At 43.8% G+C, this 25520-nt stretch carries 19 protein-coding genes and 1 tRNA gene; 13 read left to right on the forward strand and 7 right to left on the reverse strand.

Annotation, left to right across the window (positions count from 1 at the left end; genetic code table 11):
- Positions 1-83: 83 nt before the first annotated feature.
- The 7 genes from kaiB (at position 84) to QUA90_RS19790 (ending at position 6024) form a co-directional block, all read left to right on the forward strand.
- Positions 84-398, forward strand: coding sequence for a circadian clock protein KaiB (gene kaiB / locus QUA90_RS19760; RefSeq protein ID WP_333447271.1), 315 nt, complete (start codon positions 84-86; stop codon positions 396-398).
- A gap of 333 nt (positions 399-731) precedes the next feature.
- Positions 732-2294: a circadian clock protein KaiC gene (gene kaiC / locus QUA90_RS19765; RefSeq protein ID WP_333056794.1), complete on the forward strand. Its 1563-nt coding sequence runs from the start codon at positions 732-734 to the stop codon at positions 2292-2294.
- A 253-nt stretch (positions 2295-2547) separates the two neighbouring features.
- The gene (locus tag QUA90_RS19770) at positions 2548-2769 is read left to right on the forward strand and encodes a hypothetical protein (RefSeq protein ID WP_333331526.1); all 222 of its coding nucleotides are present in this window, start codon (positions 2548-2550) and stop codon (positions 2767-2769) included.
- Positions 2762-3211 carry an EAL domain-containing protein gene (locus tag QUA90_RS19775; RefSeq protein ID WP_333388449.1) on the forward strand — a complete coding sequence of 150 codons (450 nt, stop codon included), beginning with the start codon at positions 2762-2764 and terminating at the stop codon, positions 3209-3211. Before QUA90_RS19770 ends, QUA90_RS19775 begins: the two co-directional genes overlap by 8 nt.
- A 139-nt stretch (positions 3212-3350) precedes the next feature.
- Positions 3351-4166, forward strand: a complete 816-nt coding sequence (locus tag QUA90_RS19780; protein WP_333447273.1) for an alpha/beta hydrolase — start codon at positions 3351-3353, stop codon at positions 4164-4166.
- 5 nt (positions 4167-4171) lie between these two features.
- The gene (locus tag QUA90_RS19785) at positions 4172-5788 is read left to right on the forward strand and encodes a diguanylate cyclase domain-containing protein (RefSeq protein WP_333447274.1); all 1617 of its coding nucleotides are present in this window, start codon (positions 4172-4174) and stop codon (positions 5786-5788) included.
- A 71-nt stretch (positions 5789-5859) separates the two neighbouring features.
- Entirely contained in the window at positions 5860-6024 is a 165-nt protein-coding gene (locus QUA90_RS19790) for a hypothetical protein (RefSeq protein WP_333331518.1), read from the forward strand.
- A gap of 66 nt (positions 6025-6090) precedes the next feature.
- Here QUA90_RS19790 and QUA90_RS19795 read toward each other — a convergent pair.
- Positions 6091-6163, reverse strand: a tRNA-Arg gene (locus tag QUA90_RS19795).
- Between the two features lie 368 nt (positions 6164-6531).
- On the opposite strand from QUA90_RS19795, the gene QUA90_RS19800 reads away from it, so the two are divergent.
- The 4 genes from QUA90_RS19800 (at position 6532) to QUA90_RS19815 (ending at position 13952) form a co-directional block, all read left to right on the forward strand.
- A complete protein-coding gene (locus QUA90_RS19800) occupies positions 6532-9399 on the forward strand; it encodes an ATP-binding protein (RefSeq protein WP_333447276.1) in 2868 nt (955 codons plus the stop codon).
- A complete protein-coding gene (locus QUA90_RS19805; RefSeq protein ID WP_333388385.1) occupies positions 9392-10828 on the forward strand; it encodes a response regulator in 1437 nt (478 codons plus the stop codon). The genes QUA90_RS19800 and QUA90_RS19805 overlap by 8 nt, the downstream gene beginning before the upstream one ends.
- A 125-nt stretch (positions 10829-10953) precedes the next feature.
- A complete protein-coding gene (locus tag QUA90_RS19810) occupies positions 10954-11349 on the forward strand; it encodes a response regulator (RefSeq protein ID WP_333084338.1) in 396 nt (131 codons plus the stop codon).
- The gene (locus QUA90_RS19815; protein ID WP_333388388.1) at positions 11346-13952 is read left to right on the forward strand and encodes a PAS domain S-box protein; all 2607 of its coding nucleotides are present in this window, start codon (positions 11346-11348) and stop codon (positions 13950-13952) included. The genes QUA90_RS19810 and QUA90_RS19815 overlap by 4 nt, the downstream gene beginning before the upstream one ends.
- Before the next feature lie 104 nt (positions 13953-14056).
- On the opposite strand, the gene QUA90_RS19820 is transcribed toward QUA90_RS19815, so the two are convergent.
- The 6 genes from QUA90_RS19820 to tkt all read right to left on the reverse strand — a co-directional run bounded on the left by QUA90_RS19820 (position 14057) and on the right by tkt (position 23304).
- Positions 14057-15145: a response regulator gene (locus QUA90_RS19820; protein WP_333447278.1), complete on the reverse strand. Its 1089-nt coding sequence runs from the start codon at positions 15143-15145 to the stop codon at positions 14057-14059.
- 124 nt (positions 15146-15269) lie between these two features.
- The gene (locus QUA90_RS19825; protein WP_333331500.1) at positions 15270-16772 is read right to left on the reverse strand and encodes an ATP-binding protein; all 1503 of its coding nucleotides are present in this window, start codon (positions 16770-16772) and stop codon (positions 15270-15272) included.
- 91 nt (positions 16773-16863) lie between these two features.
- Positions 16864-17016, reverse strand: coding sequence for a hypothetical protein (locus QUA90_RS19830; RefSeq protein WP_333331497.1), 153 nt, complete (start codon positions 17014-17016; stop codon positions 16864-16866).
- A 444-nt stretch (positions 17017-17460) separates the two neighbouring features.
- Positions 17461-17907, reverse strand: coding sequence for a response regulator (locus QUA90_RS19835; protein ID WP_333081177.1), 447 nt, complete (start codon positions 17905-17907; stop codon positions 17461-17463).
- Between the two features lie 48 nt (positions 17908-17955).
- Positions 17956-20754 carry a PAS domain S-box protein gene (locus tag QUA90_RS19840; RefSeq protein ID WP_333447281.1) on the reverse strand — a complete coding sequence of 933 codons (2799 nt, stop codon included), beginning with the start codon at positions 20752-20754 and terminating at the stop codon, positions 17956-17958.
- A 534-nt stretch (positions 20755-21288) separates the two neighbouring features.
- Positions 21289-23304, reverse strand: coding sequence for a transketolase (gene tkt / locus QUA90_RS19845; RefSeq protein ID WP_333447283.1), 2016 nt, complete (start codon positions 23302-23304; stop codon positions 21289-21291).
- Positions 23305-23338: 34 nt separating this feature from the next.
- Here tkt and QUA90_RS19850 point away from each other — a divergent pair, with 34 nt between their 5' ends.
- Positions 23339-23476, forward strand: coding sequence for a hypothetical protein (locus QUA90_RS19850; protein WP_190734883.1), 138 nt, complete (start codon positions 23339-23341; stop codon positions 23474-23476).
- 310 nt (positions 23477-23786) lie between these two features.
- Positions 23787-25343, forward strand: a complete 1557-nt coding sequence (lysS, locus tag QUA90_RS19855) for a lysine--tRNA ligase (protein ID WP_333447285.1) — start codon at positions 23787-23789, stop codon at positions 25341-25343.
- The last annotated feature ends 177 nt before the right edge of the window (positions 25344-25520 follow it).

Consider the following 25520-nt stretch of genomic DNA (forward strand, 5'->3'; position numbering starts at 1 on the left):
AAATAACAAAGAACAGCAGATTTAAGACAAATAACAACTACAACTAACATCTGACAACTAATACTCAACATTTAAAAAAGTTCATGACTCCTCTGAAGAAAACCTACGTTCTGAAGCTGTACGTTGCTGGGAATACTCCCAACTCAGTGCGAGCTTTGAAAACCCTAAAGGACATCCTCGAACAAGAATTTCAAGGCGTCTACGCGCTGAAAGTCATAGATGTTCTCAAAAATCCTCAGCTAGCAGAAGAGGACAAAATATTGGCAACCCCCACGCTGGCCAAAATCCTGCCGCCACCGGTGCGAAAAATTATTGGCGATTTGTCCGATCGTGAGAAAGTTCTGATAGGATTAGATTTGCTCTATGAAGAACTTCGCGAAGAAGACCTGAATTCATAAGATCATCAGGTGAGAGTCAGTCGATTTTAGATTTGAGACTTCGGTTTGGCGTGCGCGAGCGTCGAAGCCTCGAGTCGCGCGAGCGTCGAACGATTTTAGATTTTAGATTTACTCTACAGATGAATCTGGGATGTTGAACAAAAGTCTAAAATTTTTATCTTTCCACGACAGGAATACGTCGCACGGTATCGGTTTTTGGGCGGGGTCATTAGTTAGCAGTCACCAGTCATTAGTTATTGAGCAAGAGCCAAAACTAAAAGCTGGGTACAAAGACTCATGATCAGCGGTTAATGAGTGACAACTAAAGAATACTGAGAGTTGACAAAAATCGACATGAATGAAATTAGTCAAACGGTTAAACGAGAAGGATTGGTAACGGCAGGAGTTGAAAAAATTCGCACGATGATTGAGGGTTTCGATGACATCAGTCACGGCGGAATGCCCATCGGCCGAACCACCCTAGTCAGCGGCACATCAGGAACGGGAAAAACTTTATTTGCCGTACAATTTCTCTATAATGGAATTACCCATTTTGACGAAGCTGGAGTTTTCGTAACTTTTGAAGAATCTCCGACAGATATTATTAAAAATGCTTGCAGTTTCGGTTGGGATTTGGCACAGTTAATCGAGGAAGGCAAGCTATTTATTTTGGACGCTTCCCCCGATCCAGAAGGTCAAGATATCGTAGGAAATTTTGATTTATCAGCCTTAATCGAGCGAATTCAGTACGCCATTCGCAAGTACAAAGCCAAGCGGGTTTCAATAGATTCTGTTACCGCCGTATTTCAGCAGTACGATGCTGCATCGGTGGTGCGCCGGGAAATTTTTCGCTTAGTTGCCCGCCTCAAACAAGTCGGAGCAACTACAGTTATGACTACGGAACGGGTGGAAGAATACGGCCCAGTGGCGCGGTTTGGGGTGGAAGAGTTTGTGTCGGATAATGTGGTAATTGTTCGCAACGTATTGGAAGGAGAACGCCGCCGCCGCACCATCGAAATTTTGAAGTTGCGCGGTACAACTCACATGAAGGGCGAATATCCTTTTACTATGACTAATGACGGAATTAATATTTTCCCATTGGGGGCGATGCGATTAACTCAAAAGTCTTCAAACGTGCGGGTTTCTTCCGGCGATAAAACTCTCGATGAGATGTGCGGTGGCGGCTTCTTCAAAGACTCGATTATTTTGGCTACGGGTGCAACGGGAACCGGAAAAACGCTGTTAGTGAGCAAGTTCTTGCAGAATGCTTGTATGAACGGCAATCGGGCGCTGCTTTTTGCCTATGAAGAGTCGCGGGCTCAGTTGTTCCGCAATGCTTATTCTTGGGGCATTGATTTTGAGGAAATGGAACAGAAAGGAATGCTGAAGCTGCTGTGTACTTACCCGGAATCTGCCGGTTTGGAAGACCACTTGCAGACTATTAAATCAGAAATTGCTGAGTTCAAACCTTCTCGAATTGCTATAGACTCGCTGTCTGCCTTAGCTAGAGGTGTCAGCAATAATGCTTTCAGGCAATTTGTGATCGGAGTGACAGGTTTTGCGAAGCAGGAAGAAATAACCGGCTTTTTTACGAATACAAGCGACCAGTTTATGGGTTCTAATTCGATTACGGACTCCCATATTTCTACAATTACTGACACGATTATTATGCTGCAGTATGTAGAGATTCGAGGAGAAATGTCGCGGGCAATTAATGTGTTTAAGATGCGTGGTTCGTGGCATGACAAAGGAATTCGGGAATACACAATTACTGAAAGAGGCCCACAAATTAAAGATTCGTTCCGTGGTTACGAACGGATTATCAGCGGTTCTCCGACTCGGATTACGATTAATGAGAAGAGTGAGCTATCGCGGATTCTCCAGGGTGTGCAAGGTCAAGACGATGAGGATATTTGAGGGTTAGCAGTAATTCATCGTTGTTAAAAGTAGGTTGGGTTGAGCTAGGAAACCCAACTTTTTTAATTTGAGGAGTTTGTGAATATTTATAGCAACCGCGACAATGTTTTACAGGTTCTTAATTGCGGAAATATGAGCTTTTATTGCCTCTAGAACCAAATACCTATAGTTTTTACACAGCAACAATACCTTGGGCAAAATCCAATACCCTGGCGATCGCAAATCTCTTTAATTGTGCTGGGAAAGCCAATACTTGCTGTATGATCAACCTCAGCTCGATTGGCAAACAGGTAGCCTTGCTGGTGTTAAAGTTATAGTAGGAGTGTATTCTCCTGAACTAGGTTGGATTCATCGCCATCGATGTATTGCCATCGCCGAAAAAACAGGATTGATTTGGCCCGAAGAGCAAATGGATTTTAGAGCAAGCTTGCTGGCAATATCAGCAGTGGCTAGCAGCAGGACTAATTCTGCCTAATATCGCGGTGAATCTGTCGGCACGTCAACTCAGCCAACCGACTTTAATCGCTAAGAGCGATCGCATCCTTGAGCGCACCCCGATGAAGCCGAAATATCTAGGGCTAGAGATTACCGAAACGACAATGATGCTTAATTTTGACATTACATACAATGTTTTGAGCCAATTATCAAAGCGTGGTATTGGGATTTTTGTGGATGATGGTGGGCCTGACTATGCTGCTTTTAACAAGCTGAAAAATTTTCTGATGAAGTCGCTCAAAATTGATCCCTCACTTGTCCACGATTTAGCCAGCCTTCCGAGCGAGCGCGGAATTCACAAACCCATAGTTGTAATCCCAGATGGCTTAAATCGAGCACAATTGCCGAAGGAATGGAAACCCCAGCGCAATGGGAATAGTTACAAGCTAGCGCCTAGGAAATTGGGCTGCATTATATGTTGAGGAAGACGGCTATTGCTGAGTTTGCAATTCAATTAATCCGATATCCTGAATTGTTGTCCACCACTATGTGGGATCATCAATCCTCCCTCATGAAAGCGCGCCAAAGTCTTATAATTAATTTAATGCTCGTGTCGATCAAATGACTAAAAAAATTTTCTTACGGAATAATATAAAAGTGTTTGGACAAGGCACCCAGACGATGATATTTGCTCATGGATTTGGGTGCGATCAAAATATGTGGCGTTTCGTAACACCGGCTTTCGAGAAGGACTACAAAATCATCCTATTTGATTATGTAGGTTCGGGACAGTCTGATATTAGTGCCTACAGTTATGAACGGTACAGCGACCTCAATGGCTATGTTCAGGATGTCCTCGATATTTGTAAAGAATTGGCGTTGACGGATGTGATTTTTGTCGGTCATTCGGTCAGCAGTATGATCGGCCTTCTGTCCTCAATTCAAGCTCCTAATTACTTTAATCGCCTGATTTTCGTAGGGCCTTCACCCTGCTACATCAATGATTTACCAAATTATTACGGAGGGTTTGAGCGCAAAGATATTGAGGATCTTCTCGATATCATGGAGAAAAATTACATTGGTTGGGCAAGCTTTCTGGCGCCAATGGTGATGCAGAATCAGGACCGTCCTGAGTTAAGTGAGGAACTTGAGACAAGTTTTTGCTCCACTGATCCGGTGATTGCAAGTCGCTTTGCGGAGGTAACTTTTTACTCTGACAATCGCAGTGATTTACCCAAGGTATCAGTACCTTCACTGATATTGCAATGCGCTGATGACGTGATTGCTCCCACCGAGGTAGGGCATTACCTTCAGCGCCACCTGCCTAAAAGTAGGCTACGGCTGATGAAAGCTACGGGACATTGCCCGCACCTGAGTCATCCACAAGAGACGATCGACATGATTAAGGAGTATTTGAGTGCACCTCATACTACCTGATTTGTATGGCAAACATGACCTACCAGATAGACGAGCTACTCAACACGTCACCCTGTGGATTCCTCTCGTTTGCTGACGATGGTACGATCGTAATGGTCAACGCCACATTACTGCAATTACTCGGATACGAAACCGATGAACTGCGGGAACGGAAAATGGACTCCATTCTGCCAATGGCCAGCCGGATTTTTTTTCAAACCCATTTCTTCCCCCTGTTGAAGCTCGACGGTAAAGTAGAGGAAATTTACTTCTCATTAAGGTCAAAGCAGGGTAGTGATATACCTATGCTGATCAACGCTGTGCGTCGGGAGAAGGGGGGAAGCTTCGTCAACAATTGCATCTTGATCTGTATTCGCCAGCGTATCCTATACGAAGGTGAAATTATTAAAGCAAAAAAAGCAGCAGAGGCAGCTATTCTCGCCCAAAAGCAAGCGGAAATTGCTCTGCGGCAACAGTACGACAAAGCGATATTACTTCAAGAGATTACTCAACACATCCGTCAATCTCTTGATTTGTCTACAATTTTTGAGATTGCTTCGCAGGAGATTCGCCTGTTTCTTGATGCCGAGCGTGTTGGCATATTTAAGTTCGATCCTGACAGTAAATTTGGATATGGTGAGTTTGTTTCAGAATCCGTAGGCGAAGGATGTAAATTGGTAAGCCGAAATCAATTTAACGACCCGTGTGGTGGTGAACAAGGTCCTGATTCATATAAAGAATGGAGAATGCAGGTAGTTGAAGATATCAATAAGATTGACCTTCAACACTGTTGCCGCGCTCTTTGGAAACAATTTCCGGTTCGGGCTAATTTAGTTGCGCCGTTGCTCAATGGACAAGATTTGTGGGGGTTGTTATGTATTCATCAATGTTCTGCTCCTCGGCAATGGGAAGAATTTGAAGTTGACCTTGTTAAACAGATTGCTAATCAGTTAGCGATCGCCATTAAACAAGCGGATATTTTTCAGAAGTTGCAGAAGGAATTGGCAGAAAGGCAGCAGGCCCAAGCGCGCATGAGAGAAATTAATCAACAACTGGCACTCTCTAACGAAGAACTAGCCCGCGCTACTCACCTCTTAGAACAAGTGGTAAATATTGATGGGTTGACTCAAATTGCTAATCGCCGCTGTTTTAATGACCGCTTAGAGCATGAATGGCAGCGGCTATACCGGGAACAAAAACCTATTTCTCTTTTGTTGTTTGATGTGGATTATTTCAAACGTTATAATGATTGCTACGGTCATCAAATGGGGGATGATTGTCTGTTCAAACTTGCTCAGACTGTGCAAGAGGTGGTGTACCGTCCAGCGGATTTGGTGGCGCGTTACGGCGGAGAAGAATTTGCCATCATTTTGCCTAATACTGATCTTGAAGGAGCGAGTTCGGTGGCCCAACGGATTCACGCTGCTATTCAAGCTTTACATATTCCTCACAAAACCTCTGATGTGAGCGATGTAGTTACTATTAGTATGGGTATCGCCAACTTGATTCCGATTTCGGAACTATCATCGGTTGACTTAATTGCGATCGCCGATCGTTCACTGTACCGTGCTAAGGAACAGGGGCGGAATCAGTCCGCGATATGCGAGTACAGTGGCGATTCGATTTTTGACACTGACGCTTAAATCACAACAATTGAGACCGAGGATAAAAATTTATCCCCGGTCTCTCAAAATCAGTCATTCTATAAATTTAAATGAGCACGGAGCGATTGGAAAACTCGGCTCCGACCGTCCCAGAATTTCCAGAGCCAGCCGACTTGCTCAACCAGTTGAAGACCAGACGCAAAAAGTCCGGCGCAAACTTGGCAGATATGGAGGTGGTTTTGGAGATACTAGGAACCGACAGGAGCGAAATTTGAGCGGAAAATAGGACGATCGGTAATATGATTAACCTGAAACCCTTACTCCGCAAAAGACATAGAAAGTGAGCACGGAGGGATTTGAACCCCCGACCCTCAGGACCGGAACCTGATGCTCTATCCACTGAGCTACGTGCCCTCGACTTTTTACATCATAACACGTCTTGCCGAAAATGGCGAGTGCCGATCGCAAATTTCCTGGCCGGCCTCCAAACCGCTTGACCCATGCGGGTTAAACTCGCCCGTGCGATCGAATATCAGGCTGTTCTGGCAGCTAGAGACTGCAACTTTTAGCTAAATGGTAACAATAATACGACAATGGGTAAAATAATAGACTTTAATCGAGCAAACATTAGGTTCACATTCGATCGGGGTCGAGCATCTACCACAGCTAAAATAGCTCGCATCAATTCCCCCTAGCTAAGCGGCAGTAAATAAATGGTGCTGCTGTTAAGACAGGTTCTGCAAAGACGGTTGTAGACTAAGTTCACCAAACCCCTCAATCTTATGGTTTCTAAAATTTTAGACCAATTACCGCTGCGAACTGTTCTCATAGTTCCATTTGTATTGCAAATCGTGGGAACCGTGGGCCTCGTAGGATATCTGTCTTTTAGAAACGGACAAAAAGCAGTTAATAACCTTGCCAGTCAGTTAATGAGCGAGGTCAGTTTGCGTGTCGAGCAAAACCTGCAAGTTTACCTGACAACTCCCCATCAAATCAATCAAACCAAGCTGGATGCTGTCAAGCTCGGCTTGTTAAAGATGGATAATTTATCAGCTTGGGAGAAATATCTTTGGCGGCAAGTACAATTATATCCATATATCAATTTTACCTCGGTTGGCAACAATAAGGGAGATTATAGAGCCGGTCAACAACTTTCTAACGGCTCCCGAATGATTAATGTGATAGAAACATCTACTGGGTTAAATTTTAATTCTTACAATACAAACGAGCGAGGCGATCGCACTACAGTTACCACGATTGCCAAAAACTATGATAATCTGCAACATCCTGCGTACCAAAAAGCCGTTAAAATCGGCAAACCAACTTGGAGTTCGGTTTTTGTTTCCTTACTAGAACCAACATTACTTATCAGCGCTATCCAACCCGTATACAGCGACGAAAATCAGCTAGAAGGAGTCTTATTTACTGCCTTGCGTCTCGACCATTTGGGAAGATTTCTCAACAGTCTCAAAGTGGGCAAATCAGGTCAAACATTTATTATAGATCGCCAGGGTACTTTGTTAGCAACTTCCACAACAGAAAAACCGTTTCGCACTAAAGGTAATAAAAGACAATTGTTTAAAGTAGAAGAAAGCAGCAACCCTTTTACTCAAGCGACAGCTAAATATTTGACTGCAAATTTTAAAAAATTAGACGAAATTAAAAAAACCGAGTTATTGAGCTTTGAAATAGATGACAAGCGACAATTTTTAAAAGTCTTGCCGTTCCAAGACGGCAAAGGTTTAGACTGGGTGATTGTCGTAGTTGTTCCCGAAGCAGATTTCACCAAAGAAATCGATGCCAATACCCGCACAGCGGTTTTGCTTTGTTTCGCAGCTTTAGGAGTAGCTGTGGTGATTGGCATTCTGACTTCTCAGTGGGTGACAAATCCTATTTTGAGCTTAAATACAGCAGCCAAAAATATTGCTAAAGGTGAATGGGACAAAACAGTAGAAAGCGAACGCTCCGACGAATTGGGGGAATTAGCCAAGTCATTTAACAGCATGGCTCAACAACTGCAACAATCTTTTGAAACTTTAGAACAGCGAGTGCAAGAGCGGACGGGAGAATTGGCTGTAGCTAAAGACAAAGCGGAAGTAGCAAATCAAGCTAAAAGCACCTTTCTTGCTAACATGAGCCACGAATTGCGATCGCCTCTCAATGCAATTCTCGGCTTTTCCCAACTGATGACTCGCAGCCAAACTCTATCCCCAGAGCATCAAGAAAATATTAGCATAATTAGCAGCAGCGGAGAACACCTCCTTACCCTGATTAATAACGTGCTGGATTTATCTAAAATTGAATCGGGGCGTACCACCCTCAATCCCCAAAAATTCGACCTCTATCGCCTGCTAAACGACTTGGAAGATATGTTTCAACTCAAAGCAGATGACAAGCACTTGCAGTTGGTTTTTGACCGCAGTCCCGATGTGCCACAATACATAGAAACTGATGATTTAAAGTTGCGGCAAATCTTAATTAATCTGCTCAATAACTCTCTTAAGTTTACCGATGAGGGCGGTGTAGCGGTCAGAGTTGGCAAGCAGTCATTCGGCAAAAATCAGCAGACAGAAGGGGGAAACTTTGAGCAGTCTGAAGTATCAAAAAATACAGAAAGTTCCGCCATTAATGGTGTTAAAATATCTCAAGTCAGTCCGTCCAACAACCAGATCATTGCAACCCCAAATGACGATGCAGCTTCTACCTTTTCCTTCTTCCTTCATTTTGAAGTCGAGGATACTGGTCCCGGTATTTCTACCAATGAATTAGACGATCTTTTTGAACCTTTCGTGCAAACCAAGACAGGCAAAGATTCGCAAGAAGGTACTGGATTGGGATTGCCCATCAGTCGCAAATTTGTGGAATTAATGGGCGGCGAAATGAGCGTCTGTTCTGCTGTTGGTAAGGGAACTAATTTTAAGTTCGACATTCAAGTTATTGCGGTCGATGCGGCTGATATTGAAAGCCAAAAATCGAGCCGGAATGTTATAGCCCTGGTTCCCAACCAACACACCTATCGAATTTTGATAGTAGACGATAAACAGCTCAACCGCCAACTGTTAATTAAAATCCTCTCTCCTCTAGGTTTTGAACTAAAAGAAGCTACTAACGGTCAAGAAGCTATTGAGATTTGGGATAGTTGGGGACCGCATCTAATTTGGATGGACATGAGAATGCCTGTGATGGACGGCTACGAAGCTACGCAATACATTAAAGGTACTATTAAAGGTCAAGCTACTGCGATTATTGCGCTGACAGCGAGCGTTTTGGAGGAAGAACGAGCAGTTATTTTGTCGGCGGGCTGCGATGCTTTTATGAGGAAGCCTTTCCGGGAAGCCGATATTTTTGATGCGATGCACAAACATATCGGAGTGCGCTATATTTATGAAGAGCCGGGTCCAACTAATTTATCGGCAATCAAAGAAGGCGATCTCGCAATGAGTGTGGCTGATTTCGTAAAATTGCCTGATTCACTGGTAGCTGATTTAAAGCTAGCAATACTGAATGCAGATATGGATTTAATTGATACCTTGATAGAGCAAATTCGATTAAAGGATGCAGTAACGGCAGGTGCGATCGCAAATTGTATGGAAAATTTTGAGTACGACAAAGTTTTAAAGTTAATATCTCAAGCAATATCACATGAATAACGACATTCCTAGCACCGATCGCGGTAATATTTTAGTAGTTGATGACACCCCAGCTAATTTGCGGCTGCTAGCCGGAATTTTGAACAGCAAGGGCTATAAAGTGCGCCCAGTACCTAGCGGCGAGTTAGCGCTTTCGGCGGCAAAAGGTATGCCTCCCGATTTGATTTTGCTGGATATTATGATGCCCGAAATGAATGGATATGAAGTGTGCGAAAAAATCAAAGCTGATGAACGAACTTGCGACATCCCGGTGATTTTTATTAGCGCGATTAATGACGTACTTGATAAGGTCAAAGCCTTTGCTGTGGGCGGGGTAGATTATATTACCAAGCCCTTTCAGGTGGAAGAGGTTCTAGTGAGGGTAGAAACCCATTTAGCAATATGCCAATTGCGAAAAAAACTTCAACAGAAAAACAATGAACTTACAGTTACTTTAGACCAACTGCAAGCTACTCAGAATCAATTAGTGCAATCGGAAAAAATGGCGGCATTAGGGCAACTGATTGCGGGCATTGCTCACGAAATTAATACGCCGTTGGGGGCGATTCGGTCGTCTATTGGAAATATTACCAGCTTTTTGGATAACAATCTAGAAAGGTTGCCAGTTTTTTTTAAAGAACTGTCAGCAGAACGCCAGCAAGATTTCTTGCGTTTGATGTACAGTTCTAGTCAACAAAATTACTCTTTATCTACTAGAGAAAAACGGGTATTGAAAAAAGACGTGAAGCAGCAACTAGAGTCGGAAGGCATTGACAATTATGACAGCCTTGCTAGCATTTTAGTCAATATCGGATTGCAAGGAAATCTGCAAGAATTCTTGTCGTTGCTCAAAGATCCTGACAGCGAAAATATTATCAAAACAGCCTACGACTTTGCTAGCATTCACAGAAGCGCCCGAACCATCGCTACCGCTACTGAACGCGCTGCAAAAGTCGTCTTTGCCCTGAAAAATTATGCGCGTTACGATGTAAATGGGGAAAAAATACAAGTGAATATTACGGATGGACTTGAAACTGTATTAACTCTTTATCAAAACCAAATCAAGCAGGGTGTGGAAGTTGTCAGAAACTATCAAGATCAATTGCCTGTGGTACTGTGTTATCCCGACGAACTCAATCAAGTTTGGACAAATTTAATTCACAATGCCTTACAAGCGATGGACAATCAAGGAACTTTAACAATTGACGCGGTACAACAAGATACCAGCGTCTTGGTAAAAATTAGTGACAGCGGTAAAGGGATGCAACCAGAGATTATTCCGAAAATTTTTGAGCCTTTTTTTACTACCAAACCTGCGGGAGAAGGCAGCGGGTTGGGGCTGGATATTGTCAAAAAAATAATGGAAAAACATCAGGGTAAAATTGATGTGGAGTCGATGCCCGGTAAAACAGCATTTACCGTGTCTTTGCCGATTAATTTAACTGAGTAGGTAAAGCGCCGGAGACTGAAGTCGGGGGCGAAAATTTGCAGTCTACCCGCGCAGAATGTAGAATTTGGAAAATGGTGTACTGCCCATGGGGGTTCACCCTGCCACACTAAAGAAGGAAACTAGCGATGTCTAAATCAGCAATTTTGTGTGTGGACGATGAAGTAGGAGTGTTGGAAAGTCTGGAAATTGAACTGCAACAGGCATTTAACGGTAAATATCTTTGCGAATTTGCTGAAAGTGCTGCCGAAGCCCTGGAAATTATTGAAGAGCTATGTGAAGCTGAGGTTAACATTTTAGTAATTGTCTCTGATTGGTTGATGCCCGGAATGAAAGGAGATGAGTTGCTGATTAAAATTCATCAAAAATATCCGCAAATTGTGACAGTGATGCTGACAGGACAAGCAGACCAAGAAGCAATAGAGCGCACAAAAACTCAAGCAAATCTTCATGCTTTCATAGAAAAACCTTGGCAAAATCAAGAATTAATTGAAGCGATTAAGTCTGGTCTAGCAAATTTATGAAAAAACCAGTGATTATTTGTGTCGATGATGAGCAGACTATACTCGATAGTCTGGAAATAGACCTGCTAAAAGCCTTTGAAGATAAATATTTAATTGAAACGGCTCAAAGTGGGGAAGAAGCTTTAGAGCTACTGTCAGAACTTTTAGCAGAACAGTATGAAGTTCCTTTGGTTATTTCGGATCATATTATGCCTAGTATGAAAGGAGACGAACTATTAAGGAGCGTTCATGCTATCTCGCCGAACTGTCTTAAGATCATGCTGACGGGGCAGGCAGATTTGGATGCGGTAGCCAATGCTATTAACTATGCTAAATTGTACCGGTATATACCTAAACCTTGGCAATGTGATGACTTAAAATTAACTGTTACTGAGGCCATATATAAATATTTTCAAGAGAAACAATTAGCGGAAAAACAAAGAGAACTTCAGGAAATGAATCAGGAGTTGGTAAAATTAAACCGCAAGCAGGCAATGCTGATTGCCAAACTCCATGAAAACGAAAGTCGCTTGACGCAATATCTAGAAGCTATGCCATTGGGCGTGTGTGTACTTGATGCAAACGGGCAATCTTTCTACGCTAATCAGAAAGCGCGGGATGTATTTGGCAAAGGCACTGTGCCGCATATTAATTCAGAGCAAAAAGCAGCAATTTATCAATTCTATAAAACAGGGACTAATCAGAGATGCCCCGTGGAAGAATTGCCAATTATGCGGGCACTTAGGGGCGAAAATGTGCGGACTGAGGGTGTAGAAATTCGTACAGCTAATAAGATTACTCCTGTAGAGAGTTGGGCAACTCCAATTTATGATTCTACAGGCGACATTTCCTATGCGATTATTGCTTTTAGTGACATAACTGAACGCAAGGAAGCTGAAGCGGCGTTAATTCAAGCTGAAGAGAAGTATCGCGGGATATTTGAAAATGCTCTAGAAGGTATTTTTCAGACGACTCCGGACGGACATTTTATCAGTGCGAATCCTGCTCTGGCGGAAATTTACGGCTACGATTCCGCATCAGAATTGATAGAAAGTATTAATGATATTCAGCAGCAATTGTACGTGGAACCGAACCGCCGTCAAGAGTTTCTGGCGCTGATGAAACAGCATGGTACTCTGTGTGAGTTTGAGTCTCAGGTTTACTGTCGAGATGGCAGCATCATCTGGATTTCTGAGTATGCGCGCACCGTTTATGATGCTAACGGTGAAGTGCTTTACTATCAGGGTTTTGCTAAGGATATTAGTTTGCAAAGACAGGTAGAAGTAGAACGAATCAGGTTTACTAATGATTTAGAAAAAGCTTTGGCAGCCGAAGAAAAGTTAAATGAGGCACTGTCAGAAAACGAAAGTCGATTGACTCAATTCCTGGAAGCGATGCCAGTGGGAATATTTGTTGTCGATGGTAAGGGGAAACCTTTTTACATGAATTCTTGGGGGGAAAGGATACTAGCCCAAGGTTTAATTTTTGATGGGGGTACTGACCAATTTCCTGAAGCTTATCATTTTTACGACGCTGCAACTAATCAATTGTATCCGAGGGATAGCCAACCGATTGTTCGGGCGTTGCGGGGAGAATTTGTGCGTATGGACGATCTAGAAGTTCATGGGTCGGATCGGATTGTGCCGATCGAGGTTTGGGCGACTCCAATCTACGACGAACGGAAAAACATAGTTTACGCGATCGCCGCTTTTCAAGACATCACGGAACGTCTAGAGGTAGAAACCGAACGCCGCCAATTCACAGACGAGTTACAAAAAGCTTTAGCAGCAGAAGAAAATTTAACAGATGCTTACGGGCGGTTTGTGCCGCACGAATTTCTCCACTTTCTGGGATATGAAAGTATTCTGGAAGTCAAATTAGGCGATCAGGTACAGAAAGAAATGTCGGTGCTGTTTTCAGATATCCGCGATTTCACTTCTCTTTCAGAGAGGATGAATCCCGAAGAGAATTTTCAATTTATCAATGGTTATTTGTCGCGAATGGAACCGGCAATTACTAATAATTTTGGTTTTATTGATAAATACATGGGCGATGCGATTATGGCGCTGTTTGATGGCAGTGCGGATGATGCTGTGAAAGCTGGAATTGCTATGCTAGAAGAGCTTAATGAGTATAATATTAGTCGCAATCGACCCGATCGCCCGCCGCTGAAAATTGGCATAGGAATCAATACGGGTTCTTTGATGTTAGGCACGGTTGGCGGCCAAAGTCGGATGGATAGCACCGTGATTAGCGATGCGGTAAACTTAGCCTCTCGTGTGGAAAATTTGACAAAAGAGTATGGAGTTTCCATGTTAATTACTCACCATACTTTTATACAGTTGAACGATATTTATGATTTTAGGTTGATCGATCGCGTAGCAGTTAAAGGCAAATCGCGAATGGTAACAGTTTATGAAGTATTTGCGGCCGATCCGCCAGAGTTACGACAGAAAAAGTTAGAGACAAAGACAATCTTTGAGCAAGCTTTGGTACTCTACAATAGTGACAAGTGTGTCGAAGCTAAAAGATGGTTTTCGGCCTGCTTGGAAATCAACCCTAATGATAAGGTAGCTCAAATTTATCTGCAGCGGTGTCTGAAAGGAGCGATCGCTCCTGCATAATACCATTTGAGAGTTTAGATTTGAGAATAGGGAATGACTTATGCCATAAGGCTTGGGAGTTTGCCTACAGTTGTATTCTTTTGGGAAACTGGTATAATCATTGTTTAGACAGGCAGGGAAACGGAAACTATGGTTTCTTGCTGCGGCAAACTTTCTATTTTAAATTCTCCTCCGTGCAATTCTACAAGGCGTTGAACAATCGCCAGTCCCAATCCCAAACCTGCTTGTTGGTAAAGTTTGCGATCGAACTGCCTGTAAGCTTCTAGCTGTGCAATCTGATCGGTAGTCATGCCACGGCCTTGGTCTTTGACAGACAGAATAAAAGTCTGATTTTCGACGAAAGTGCTTAATAAAACAGGCGTTCCTTCTAAAGAAAATTTGAAGGCATTATCCAAGAGTTCTTCAACAATTTTTGCTAGTCTGACAGAATCAATAGCAACCGACGAATCTTGCAAGTTTAATTGTAAATCGTCTGTTCTATTCGCGTGTTTTGCTTGCTGGCGCGCTTTTTGACTCAGCAAAGATTTTACACAGCTAAATTCGCTGTTTCGCATCTCCTTTAACAGTTCGGGATTTGTAGCTGCTATCTCCAGTTCTGCATACAGCAAAAAGTTCTGAATGAGTCGATACAAGCGATGACCAGAAGTTTGAATTTGACCAATCATCTCTAAGATATCTGCTTCCTCTAAGACCTGATATTCTGACAAAATTAGCTCAGAGAAACCCAGAATTGCATTCAAAGGAGTCCGCAATTCGTGGGGCAGCGACATACTAATATTAGTGCGTAATTCGTCTAGCGTCTTTTGAGATTGTCGGCTAATTGTTTTTTGTTTTTCAAGTCTAATAGCAATGGCTTTTAGCAGTTCTTGCGGCGTACATGGCTTAGTAATGTAATCGTCAGCTCCCAGTTCCATGCCCGTGCGAATGTCAACTTTATCGGCTTTTGCTGTGAGGAAAATAAACGGAATTGTGGCAGTCAAGGGTTCCGAACGCAAAGCTTTGAGGACGCCGTGACCGTCTACTTCCGGCATCATCATGTCGCACAAAATTAAATCAGGGATTCGTTCGATCGCCAATTTGATGCCGACTTTGCCGTTAATCGCTCCTATTCCTTCAAAATTCTCGGCTTCCAGCAACTCTAAAATATTCTCTCTAATCGCTTCTTCGTCTTCTATTACCAAAATCTTAGCCATGGTGATAGCTCCTTTGAGTTAGTAGTTTGTGGGAAAAATCTGGGTTCAGATACTTGATAAGTTTGTTTGTTAGGGGCTTAATTAATCGTTAAATTACGGATATGTATAGTTGATAATTCATTTGTTATTGACGAGGAGTACAAATTAAAGGCAAGGTAATAGTGAAAGTTGTGCCTTTTCCTTCTTGACTCTCGATCGCAAGTTGACCGCCGTGAAGTTCCACAGCCCTCTTCACAATTGCTAAACCGAGACCTGTTCCCGAAATAGTGCCGACATTTGGAGAGCGGTAAAAAGTTTCTAATATCCGCTCTCGATCGGCTTGGGGAATGCCGATGCCCTGGTCTTGAACTTGGAATACAGCTTCGTTGTTTTGACAGTTGAGATGCAAAGAAACTGGACTGCCTACGGGGGAATATTTGATGGCATTTGAGAGGACATTTCCCAAAATTTGCTGCAACAGTTTTTCATCCATTTGAGCCTCGCAGTTGCCACCTTCATATTGAAAGGCGATCGGGTGTTGGTTGCTGTCGTTGAGCTGCTGCTCTTCTACCAGTTGACGGCAAAATTTTTCGAGGTTTAAGGAAATCGGTTGAAACTGCAAGGTATTGGCTTCGATTTTGCCAATTACGAGGATATCTTCTAATAACTCTGTCATGCGTTTAATTGCTAATTGAATCCGCACAAAATGAGTAGATTTTTTATCTTGAGTCCACTGAGAACTGTAATCTTGCAGCAATCCAGCGGAAAATTGGATGGTTGTCAAAGGTGTGCGGAACTCGTGGGAAACCATTGTGACAAATTTAGCTCGCAGTTCTGAAAGTTCCTTTTCTCGTGCGAGGGCTTTGAGAATTTCCGCTTCTGCTCGTTTGCGATCGCTAATGTCACGGGCTTCCGCTATCAGCAGCAAAATTTTTCCTGTCTCATTTTTAACAGGTTTCAGTGAGAAATCAACTGTCATGATTTGACCACTTTTGCCTAACAAGTCGATTTCGCTGCGGAAAAACTCGCCGCGACTTGCTTTGCCGATCGCGCATTGCAATTGTTCGGAAACCTGTGGCGACTGGGCCCAAATCGCCATTTCCCAAATCGGGCGGCCCACAATACCCTCCGATCGCAATCCGGCAAAATCGAGGGCTGTCTCGTTGACTTCCAGCACAATTCCTTCGGGAGTCAGCAGCTTGGTTAGCTGAAACGACGAGTCAAAAATCGCCCGAAAGCGGCGCTCGCTTTCCCGCAGCATTTGAAATGTTTGAGAACGTTCGATCGCATAGCGGATCGTCCGCACTAATAATTGAGTAGTAATTTGACCTTTAACAATATAGTCTTGAGCTCCCAAGCGAACTGATTCGAGGGCGATCGCCTCATCATCCAAGCCTGTCATTACCACCATTGGCACATCAGGAGCAACTTCTCGCAGGCGAGTTAGCGTTTCCAAACCGCGGCTGTCGGGCAAAGAAAGGTCGAGCAAAACGACATCAAAGGGTTGTTTACACAGTTGTGCGCTCGCTTCATGCAGGAACTCAACAGACACCAGTTCCCACTCGACGCCGACAGATACTTCTAACAGTTCTGCAAGCAAATCAGCATCAGCAGGATTGTCTTCTACTAACAGAATCTTAATCCACATAGCTTAGACGTTTTTGACTATAAAAATTTTACTCTATCAATCTTAGGTTAAACTTTTTTCCTTTCCCTTACCATTTTCAACTTGAAAATTATTATTTGGGAACTGTCACCACCACCAGCCACCAATCCTCAATCCATCTCACCAGCTTAGCAACTTGACTAAAATCGATAGGCTCAGTGATGTAGCACCGGGCTGACAGGGCATAAGACTTGAGCATCTCTTGATCGGCTGCTGAGGTTGTCATTCGATTTTAGATTTTAGATTTTAGATTTTGGATTGACCCCACGGATAAATTGGGGGGCTTGAGGATTTTAGATTTTAGATTTTGGATTGATTCCACGGATAAATCACGTGGCGGGTACCATCAATAAATTCGCTTGTCATAATTACCACCGGAATCATTTTTAACTTGAGTGTTGAGTTGAGTTATATCAATATTTTTAACCTTTTTTTTAGGCAAAATCAAGTTAAGCAGAATTAAATTAGACCGAGAAGGCGAAGCGAAAAGCCTGCTTTATTCAATAAACTCTTGCTTCTACCATATTTTCTACTATTTGCAAATTGTTAAAAATTGACTGGGCGCCAGCTTTTATAAACCCCATTCAGCCTCGCTGAGCAAATCATCCACCAGCAGAATTTCCATAGGTTAAAAATTTTTAGAGCATTCATAAGCAAAGCATCTGTTCGTTTAATTTAGAGGAAGTTTGACGACTGCCAGCCAGAATTCCTCAATTAACCTGACTACTTTAGTAAATTCAACGAAGTCTACAGGTTTTGTTATGTAACAGTTGGCGTGGAGGGAGTATGACTTAAAAATATCTTCGGGCGCTGCTGAAGTGCTGAGAATCACTACAGGAATTAATTTTAACTTTGGGTCAGTTTTAATTTCTTCTAGCACTTCAATACCGCTTTTTTTCGGCAGATGCAAATCGAGCAAAATCAAATCGGGACGAGGTACCCTGAGATAAGGTTCTTTTCGGCGCAAAAACTTGATTGCTTCGACTCCATCCTCCACAAAATGCAAGTTATTCAATATTTTACCCTGACTGAGGACTTCTATTGCCAAATCGGCATCGCTGGGAGAATCCTCAATCAGCAAAATCTCTATAGGTCTAACAGTGCTTCGATCGCTCATAACCGGCGTATCCCTTTGAGTATAAAAACAAAATTGAATTTTGAGGCTTCAGGTACTAATTATAGGAATAGTGAAGTAAAAAGTCGCTCCTTTTCCCTCCTGAGATTCCACCCAGATCCGACCGCCGTGGCGTTCAACAATGCGCTTGCACATCGCCAAACCTATGCCAGTACCGGAATATTGGCGGCGGGAGTGCAGGCGCGCAAAAATGATAAAAATGCGATCGGCATACTGCGGATCAATGCCAATGCCGTTATCGCGGACACTGAACACCCATTCGCTCTCTTGCCTACGGGCAGCGATATGAATCAACGGGATATCTTGGCGACAAAATTTGATGCTGTTGGCGACCAAATTTTGGAATAATTGCACCAGTTGAAATTCATCCGCCATCACGGTTGGCATCGCGTCGCAGGTGATTACAGCTTTTGTTTCGGCGATCGCAATTTGCAAATTGCACATAGTTTGCTTAACAACAGCGTTGCAGTCCGCCTGCTCAAACTCCTGACCCCTCGTTCCCAGGCGCGAATACGCCAACAAATCGTTAATTAACTGCTGCATTCTGGTGGCGCCATCGACAATATAATGAATATACTTATCTGCGCGATCGTCCAAATTTCCTTGATAGCGCTGGGCAAGCAATTGAGTGTAACTCGTAACGGCTCGGAGCGGTTCTTGCAAATCGTGGGAAGCCACATAAGCAAATTGTTCTAATTCCTCGTTGGAACGCTTCAAATCTTCTGTAAGTTGCAGCATTTGCTGCTCTGCTTCTTTGCGGCTTGTAATATTGTAAACCAAGGCGCAACAAGACAGCAGATTACCCTGGGAGTCCATGACTGGACTGGTAGACATATCAGTCCAAATATCTTTGCCATCCTTGCTTTTGAATTTAAATTCGTGTTGTTCACGAATACCTTGTTTGCGTCGCTCGACATTATCAATAGCTTGTGGTTCTTCCGCTTGGTCCATGAAATCAAAAAGCGATCGCCCGAACATTTCTAATTCATTATACCCGAGCATTCGCGCCATTGCGTGGTTCACGTAAGTCGTGAGACCATTACTATCAATTACCCAAATGCCTTCTTCTGCCAATTCAACTATTTGTCTGTACTTGAATTCACTTTCCTGCAAAGCTGTTTCAGTTAGTTTGCGCTCGGTGATATCTTTCATAAAACAGTGGTTGCCGTTAAATATTCCTTGTTCGTCCCAAGCTTTTACCATTGTTACTTGCTTGTAAAAAAACGAGCCATTTTTGCGGACCCCTCTAGCTTCTACTTCTACTTTGCCAGAAATGACCATTTCCTGATAAGCTGAGAGCATCATCTCAACATCGCCCGGATGTACGGTGAGCTGCCATTCCATGCCAAGCATTTGTTCCGGTTCGTAACCGCATTTATGAGCGTAAGCTCGGTTAACCTTCACGTAGCGTCCCTCAATATCCAGCCGCGAAATGCCTTCCACCGCATTTTGCATGGCATTAGTGAGGTCGCGCAGCTCTTTTTCAGCTTGTTTGCGATCGCTAATATCCTGACCGATACCCAAAAAACCGTTAATATTTCCGCTACTATCAAATAAGGCAGTCACCGACAACAGTACCGGAAACCGCGAACCATCTTTGCGAATGTAAGTCCATTCATTTTCGTCAGCGATTTCCCGGCACGGCAAAGCAAAAAATACTTCAATTCCCGGCTCTATTTTCACTCCCAATTCATGAGAAAGAACTTCAGCTCTTTTAGCTATCTCCAGAGGATCGTGAATTATTGCTAGCGTGACTTTTCCCACCACTTCTTCTAGCGAATAACCTAAAAGTTTCTCTGCCGCCCGATTAAATGTTTTAATTGTACCGTCGGGTTCTGTAGAAATAATTGTGTAGTTAGCGCTATTAAGAATTGCATTTTGCAGTTGCGTCAATTCCAACAAAGTAAGAGCAATTTTTTCGCGGTAAGCTATTTCTTTTTGCAATTGGTGGTTAGAAATTTCGATTTGAGCAGTGCGCTCAGCAACTCGATGCTCCAGAGTTTCATTGAGCCGTCGATTTTCCTCTTCTACCTGCTTGCGTTCTGTAATATCAGTAATAGTACACACATAACTTTTAACATCCCCATTTTCTCCGATTTGACCGACAGATTGACCGAATACCCAACTGATTTGAGGGTGATTAATACCTTGAAAGCGGTACTCAGATTTAAAGGGCAATTTCTCCTGCGCGGCGCTATACCATTCAGAAAAAACCCGATCGCGGTCGTCTGGATGAATGCCTTGCAACCACCCTTTGCCCAAAGCTTCATCACAGGTTATTCCCGAAATTTGACACCAGCGTTCGTTGACATACAAGCAGTCTCCTCCTGCATCTGCATAAAATATTCCCACCGGGGAAGCTTCAGTTAAAGTTTGATAGCGAGCTTCCGTTTCTCGGCGTTCAATTATTTCTTTTTGCAGTATTGAATCGATCATCCCTAATTGAGTTGGACTCAGGAGAGTTAATGCTTGGGGAACGAAAGGAATTAATGCAAAAGCGGTGTAACCAGAAATCGCGGCGGTAATAATTTTTAGAAGGCCAGAAACCCAATAAACAGGATGCCAAAGCGTCCAAACTTCCATTATATGAGTAGTGCCGCAGGAGATAATAAAGGCTGCAAAGAGCCAAAAAATGTTGCGAAAGGGCAAGTCTTTTCGCTGACCGATAAAATAAATTAGGGATAGCGGTATTGAATAGTATGCCAGGGCAATTATAGAGTCTGAAACTATATGGAGCGCGACTAGCTCTCGCTGCCAAAGGTAACAGTAGCCTTGAGGAATATAATTCCCGGTGAATAACAACTGATTTAAAAAATTCCAAATCATCATAAATGGAATGGGTAATCGAGAATTAGTAATTGGTAATTCGTAATTGGTAAGCGGGAATTGGTAATTGGTGATTTAACCCAATGACTTATAACCTATCTCAAATTTTTGAAAGATACAGTCTTGAACGCACCGGGGGCTAAAAACCCGGTTTCTGGTTAGTTGCCTCGTTGCCAAACCGAATATTGTCGTAGAAACTGGTTTTTCTTCCGTAAGTCTTAATATAGCAATTCTCAATGATTCGCGAGCTGTAGCGAGCTCTAGGTTGGGTATAACTCATATTTTGCACTATTCTCAATCCTTTTAGGAACAGGCAAGATGTGAGGTATGACGAAGTGACACCCTATATGCCGATTTTAGATTTTAGGATTTTAGCTTTTCCTTCCTTCTTCCTTATCTTCTCAATAACTAAAGCCTTCTTCCATCCATCCGTTACATCTGTTACATCCGTCGAGCGAATCCGTTGCCGAACTTCCTTCGGCTATAAAAAATGGGGCGAGCTCGAAGCCCGCCCCACCAAAAATTATGCTGCTGCTATTAACCCAACAGCGCCTGAGCCTTAGCTACCACATTATCAACGGTGTAGCCAAACTTTTCTAAAGCAACGGGACCCGGTGCAGAAGCGCCGAATCTGTCAATACTGAGGCTATCGCCTTCAGAACCCAAATAACGTCCCCAGCCGAAGCTAGAACCTGCTTCAACTGCCAACCGCTTAGTAACAGCTTTCGGTAGTACAGATTCGCGGTAAGCGGCATCTTGTAAGTCGAACAATTCCCAGCAAGGCATCGAAACTACACGCACTTTATTACCTGCGGCGCGCAATTTTTCAGCGGCATCAACGCAGAGGTATGTTTCGCCGCCGGTGCCGATTAAAATGATGTCGGGAGTGCCGCCGTCGTCGGACAAAATGTAAGCGCCTTTGGCTGTTCCTTCGATCGAACTTCCAGCCAAGTTAGGCAAGTTTTGGCGCGACAAAGCCATTAAAGTTGGGCGGGTGCGGCTTTCAACTGCCACTTTGTAAGCGCCGGATGTTTCATTACCATCTGCAGGGCGCATTACCAACAAATCGGGAATTACTCGCAGAGAAGCGATGGTTTCCACGGGTTGGTGAGTGGGGCCGTCTTCGCCCAAGGCTACGGAGTCGTGAGTCATTACATAAATAACTCCAGCTTCCGATAGTGCAGAGAGGCGAATTGCTCCCCGCATATAGTCAGCAAAAACCAAGAAAGTGGCGCAGTAAGGAATTAAACCGCCGTGCAACAGCATACCGTTGGCGATCGCACCCATGCCGTGTTCCCGCACACCAAAGCGCAGGTTACGTCCTTCGTACTGACCTTTTTGGAAGTCTTTTTCACCCTTGAGCAAAGTCATGTTAGAAGATGCCAAGTCAGCGGAACCGCCGATTAGTTCAGGTAACACACTTGCCAAAGCATTCAAACATTTTCCAGAATGATTCCGAGTCGAATCGGCCTTATCTTCTGCCTTGTATGTCGGCAAAACTTTATCCCAACCTTCAGGAAGTTTGCCGGCCACTGTGCGCTCATATTCTGCTGCTTCTGCAGGATATGCTGCTTTATAAGCATCAAAAGCTTTCTGCCATTCTTGCTCAGATTGAGCGCCACGTTCGACTGCTTTGCGGAAGTGTGACAAAGCATCATCAGGAATCTCAAACGGTGCGTGTTCCCACTTCAAGAAATCGCGAGTTGCTTGCACTTCATCGCTACCCAAAGCAGCGCCGTGAGCACTGTAAGAATTGCGCTTGTTGGGAGAACCGTAACCAATGATGGTACGGACTTTAATCATGGACGGTTTGTCCGTGACTTTTTTGGCTTCTTCAATAGCTTTGTGAACTGCTTCTAGGTTAGTATCTTCGTCTAGAGCGGTATTGTCTACTGTAATAACGTGCCAATTGTAAGCTTCAAAACGCTTGCCGACATCTTCAGTAAAGGCCAAGCTGGTGTCGCCTTCAATAGAAATGTGATTGTCATCGTACAAGGCAATTAATTTGCCGAGTCCGAGGTGTCCGGCCAAAGAACAAGCTTCGCCAGAAACGCCTTCCATGTGGCAGCCGTCACCCATGATGACATAGGTGTAGTGGTCAACAATGGTGTGGTCGGGCTTGTTAAACTTAGCAGCGAGGTGAGCTTCTGCCATTGCCAAACCGACGGCATTAGCAATTCCTTGTCCCAGGGGGCCGGTGGTAACTTCTACGCCTTCGGTGACGAAGTTTTCGGGGTGTCCGGGGGTTTTGGATTCCCACTGACGAAATTGCTTGATGTCGTCGAGGGTGACGCTATCGTAGCCGGTCAAGTACATGAGGGCGTACTGTAGCATACAGCCGTGGCCGGCGGAGAGGACGAAGCGATCGCGATTAAACCACTTGGGGTTTTTGGGGTTGAACCGCATGAACCGATCCCACAGCACAAAGGCCATAGGGGCAGCGCCCATCGGCAGTCCCGGGTGTCCTGATTTTGCTTTTTCTACCGCATCGATGGCCAAAAAGCGGATAGAGTTGATGCAGAGTTCTTCGAGTGATTGGGTTGCAACAGCCATAATTCTGGTTTTTATACGTTAAGAGAGAGTGTGTGTGGTCGATTCTGACAGAGGTGCGATGAGCCGAGTTCGATCGCTCGCGTTTCTGCTGTTCAGTTTCTATGGAACTGCCGTGAGGCTGCACTACATATCATCTCACCTGTTGCGATCGACAGACAACTTAATTTTTTAATGTTTCGGTCGCTTTGTGCAGTTGATTGTAAATTTTTATCGGAGATATTTCTGGGCCGAGTGCGGCTATGTGCGATCGGGCTACGAGAGGATGTAACTTATTTATTTGGCAAATTGCCTCTCAAAGCCGCCCAGTTATGATAGAGTTTGGTGTTTCTGACATCTTGCAGCTTTGTCACGAACAGGCAAGATGCCTGTTCCACAAAGAGTGAATTTTCTTGTAGGGCGTTGCTTTGAGCAACGCCCGATCGCACGATCGCCAGAATAGTGCAAGATGTCAGATATTTGTAATTTTAATCAGGCAATAACTAATGACTCTCAGTGAAGCCGAAGTCCGCAGTCAAAAAGTAGACGAACTGCGATCGCAAGGCATAGAACCGTATCCCAGTGAATCCTACGCGCGATCGCACACAGCCAAGCTTGTTCGCGAAATATTTAGTCAGCCGGGAAAAGAACTCGAAAACGGACAAAGTGACCCCGAAGAAATTTCCCTGCGATTAGCAGGCCGCATCACTTCCAAGCGAGACAGCGGCAAAATTGGTTTCATCGATTTAAAAGACGCCACAGACAAGATTCAACTCAAAATCGAGAAAGCAATCGTCACCGGCGAAGTCGGTTTGAGCTTTGAACAAATTAAAAAATTGCTCGATGTCGGCGATTTTGTCGGCGTCGAAGGTATCGGCTGCCGCACCCCCAGGGGAGAACTTTCTATTTTAGTGAGGGAATTAAAGCTTTTATCAAAAGCTACCATTCAATTTCCCGATTCTTATTATGGAATTAACGACCCCGAAGTTTGCCGCCGTCACCGCGAAATGGATTTGGCAAGCAACCAAGATGCGCTCAACCGTTTTATGCTTCGCAGCCGCATCGTCCAAAGCATCCGTTCCTATCTCTGGCAAGCCAATTTTTACGAAATAGAAACGCCCACACTACAAGCTATTTACGGCGGTGCTGCTGCTAAGCCCTTCATTACTCACCACAATGCTTTAGAGGTGGATTTGTATTTGCGAGTGGCTCCCGAATTATTCTTAAAAAGAGCAATTTGTGGCGGTTTCGAGCGAGTATTTGAACTAGGGAAAGCATTTAGAAATGAGGGCATTGACAGCACCCACAATCCCGAGTTTACCTCTTTAGAAGTTTACCAAGCTTATGCTGATGTTTTCGACATTTTAGGAGTGGTCGAAGACGTGATTTGTTTCGCAGCGGCGGCGGTATTTGGGGATGTCAAAGAAATTGAAAATCAGGGGGAAATGATTAGTTTAGAACGCAAGTTCGACTACAGCGAAAAATATCCCGGTTTCAGCGGCAAACACTGGCAAGTGAAAACGATGGTAGAAGCTGTCAGAGACGAGTTTGGGCTGGATTTTGACAGTTTGGACTTGGAAAGTGCGATCGCCGCTGTAAGCAAACTAGAATTGCACTTGTCTAAGTTAGAACAACAGAGTTTAGGCTACGTGCTGTACGCGGTTTTTGACAAATTAGTTGTTCCTAAACTAATTCAACCTACATTCATCATCGACTATCCTGTCGAAGTCAGTCCCTTAGCAAAAGGACATCGCAGCAAGCCGGGATTTGTAGAACGTTTCGAGCTATTTATCAACGGTACAGAATACTCGAACGGCTTCTCAGAATTGAACGATCCCAAGGAGCAAAGAAAGCGGTTTGAGGAACAGTTGGCGCAGAAAAATGCGGGCGATGACGAAGCGCATCCAATGGATGAAGACTTTATTCAAGCTTTATCTTTGGGAATGCCTAATTGTGCGGGAATGGGTATCGGGGTAGACAGATTGGTGATGCTTTTAACTAATACTCAAAGCATTCGCGATGCAGTGATGTTCCCGACAATGCGGCCGGTCAAAGATTCGTAAATTTTTGTAGGGGCGGGTTTTACCAACAATATCTAACTCAAACAAACAGTCTCTATAAACCCGCCCCACCAGCACAGATAACCTACATCAACCTTGATGTTTATTTAGGGTTTGCTGAATAATTGATCGCAGACCACTAGCAGGAGCGATCGATATATTCAAGGTGAGTTAAATATA

Origin of the sequence: Microcoleus sp. D3_18_C4 (genome assembly GCF_036702355.1) — a bacterium.
GTDB lineage: Bacteria > Cyanobacteriota > Cyanobacteriia > Cyanobacteriales > Microcoleaceae > Microcoleus.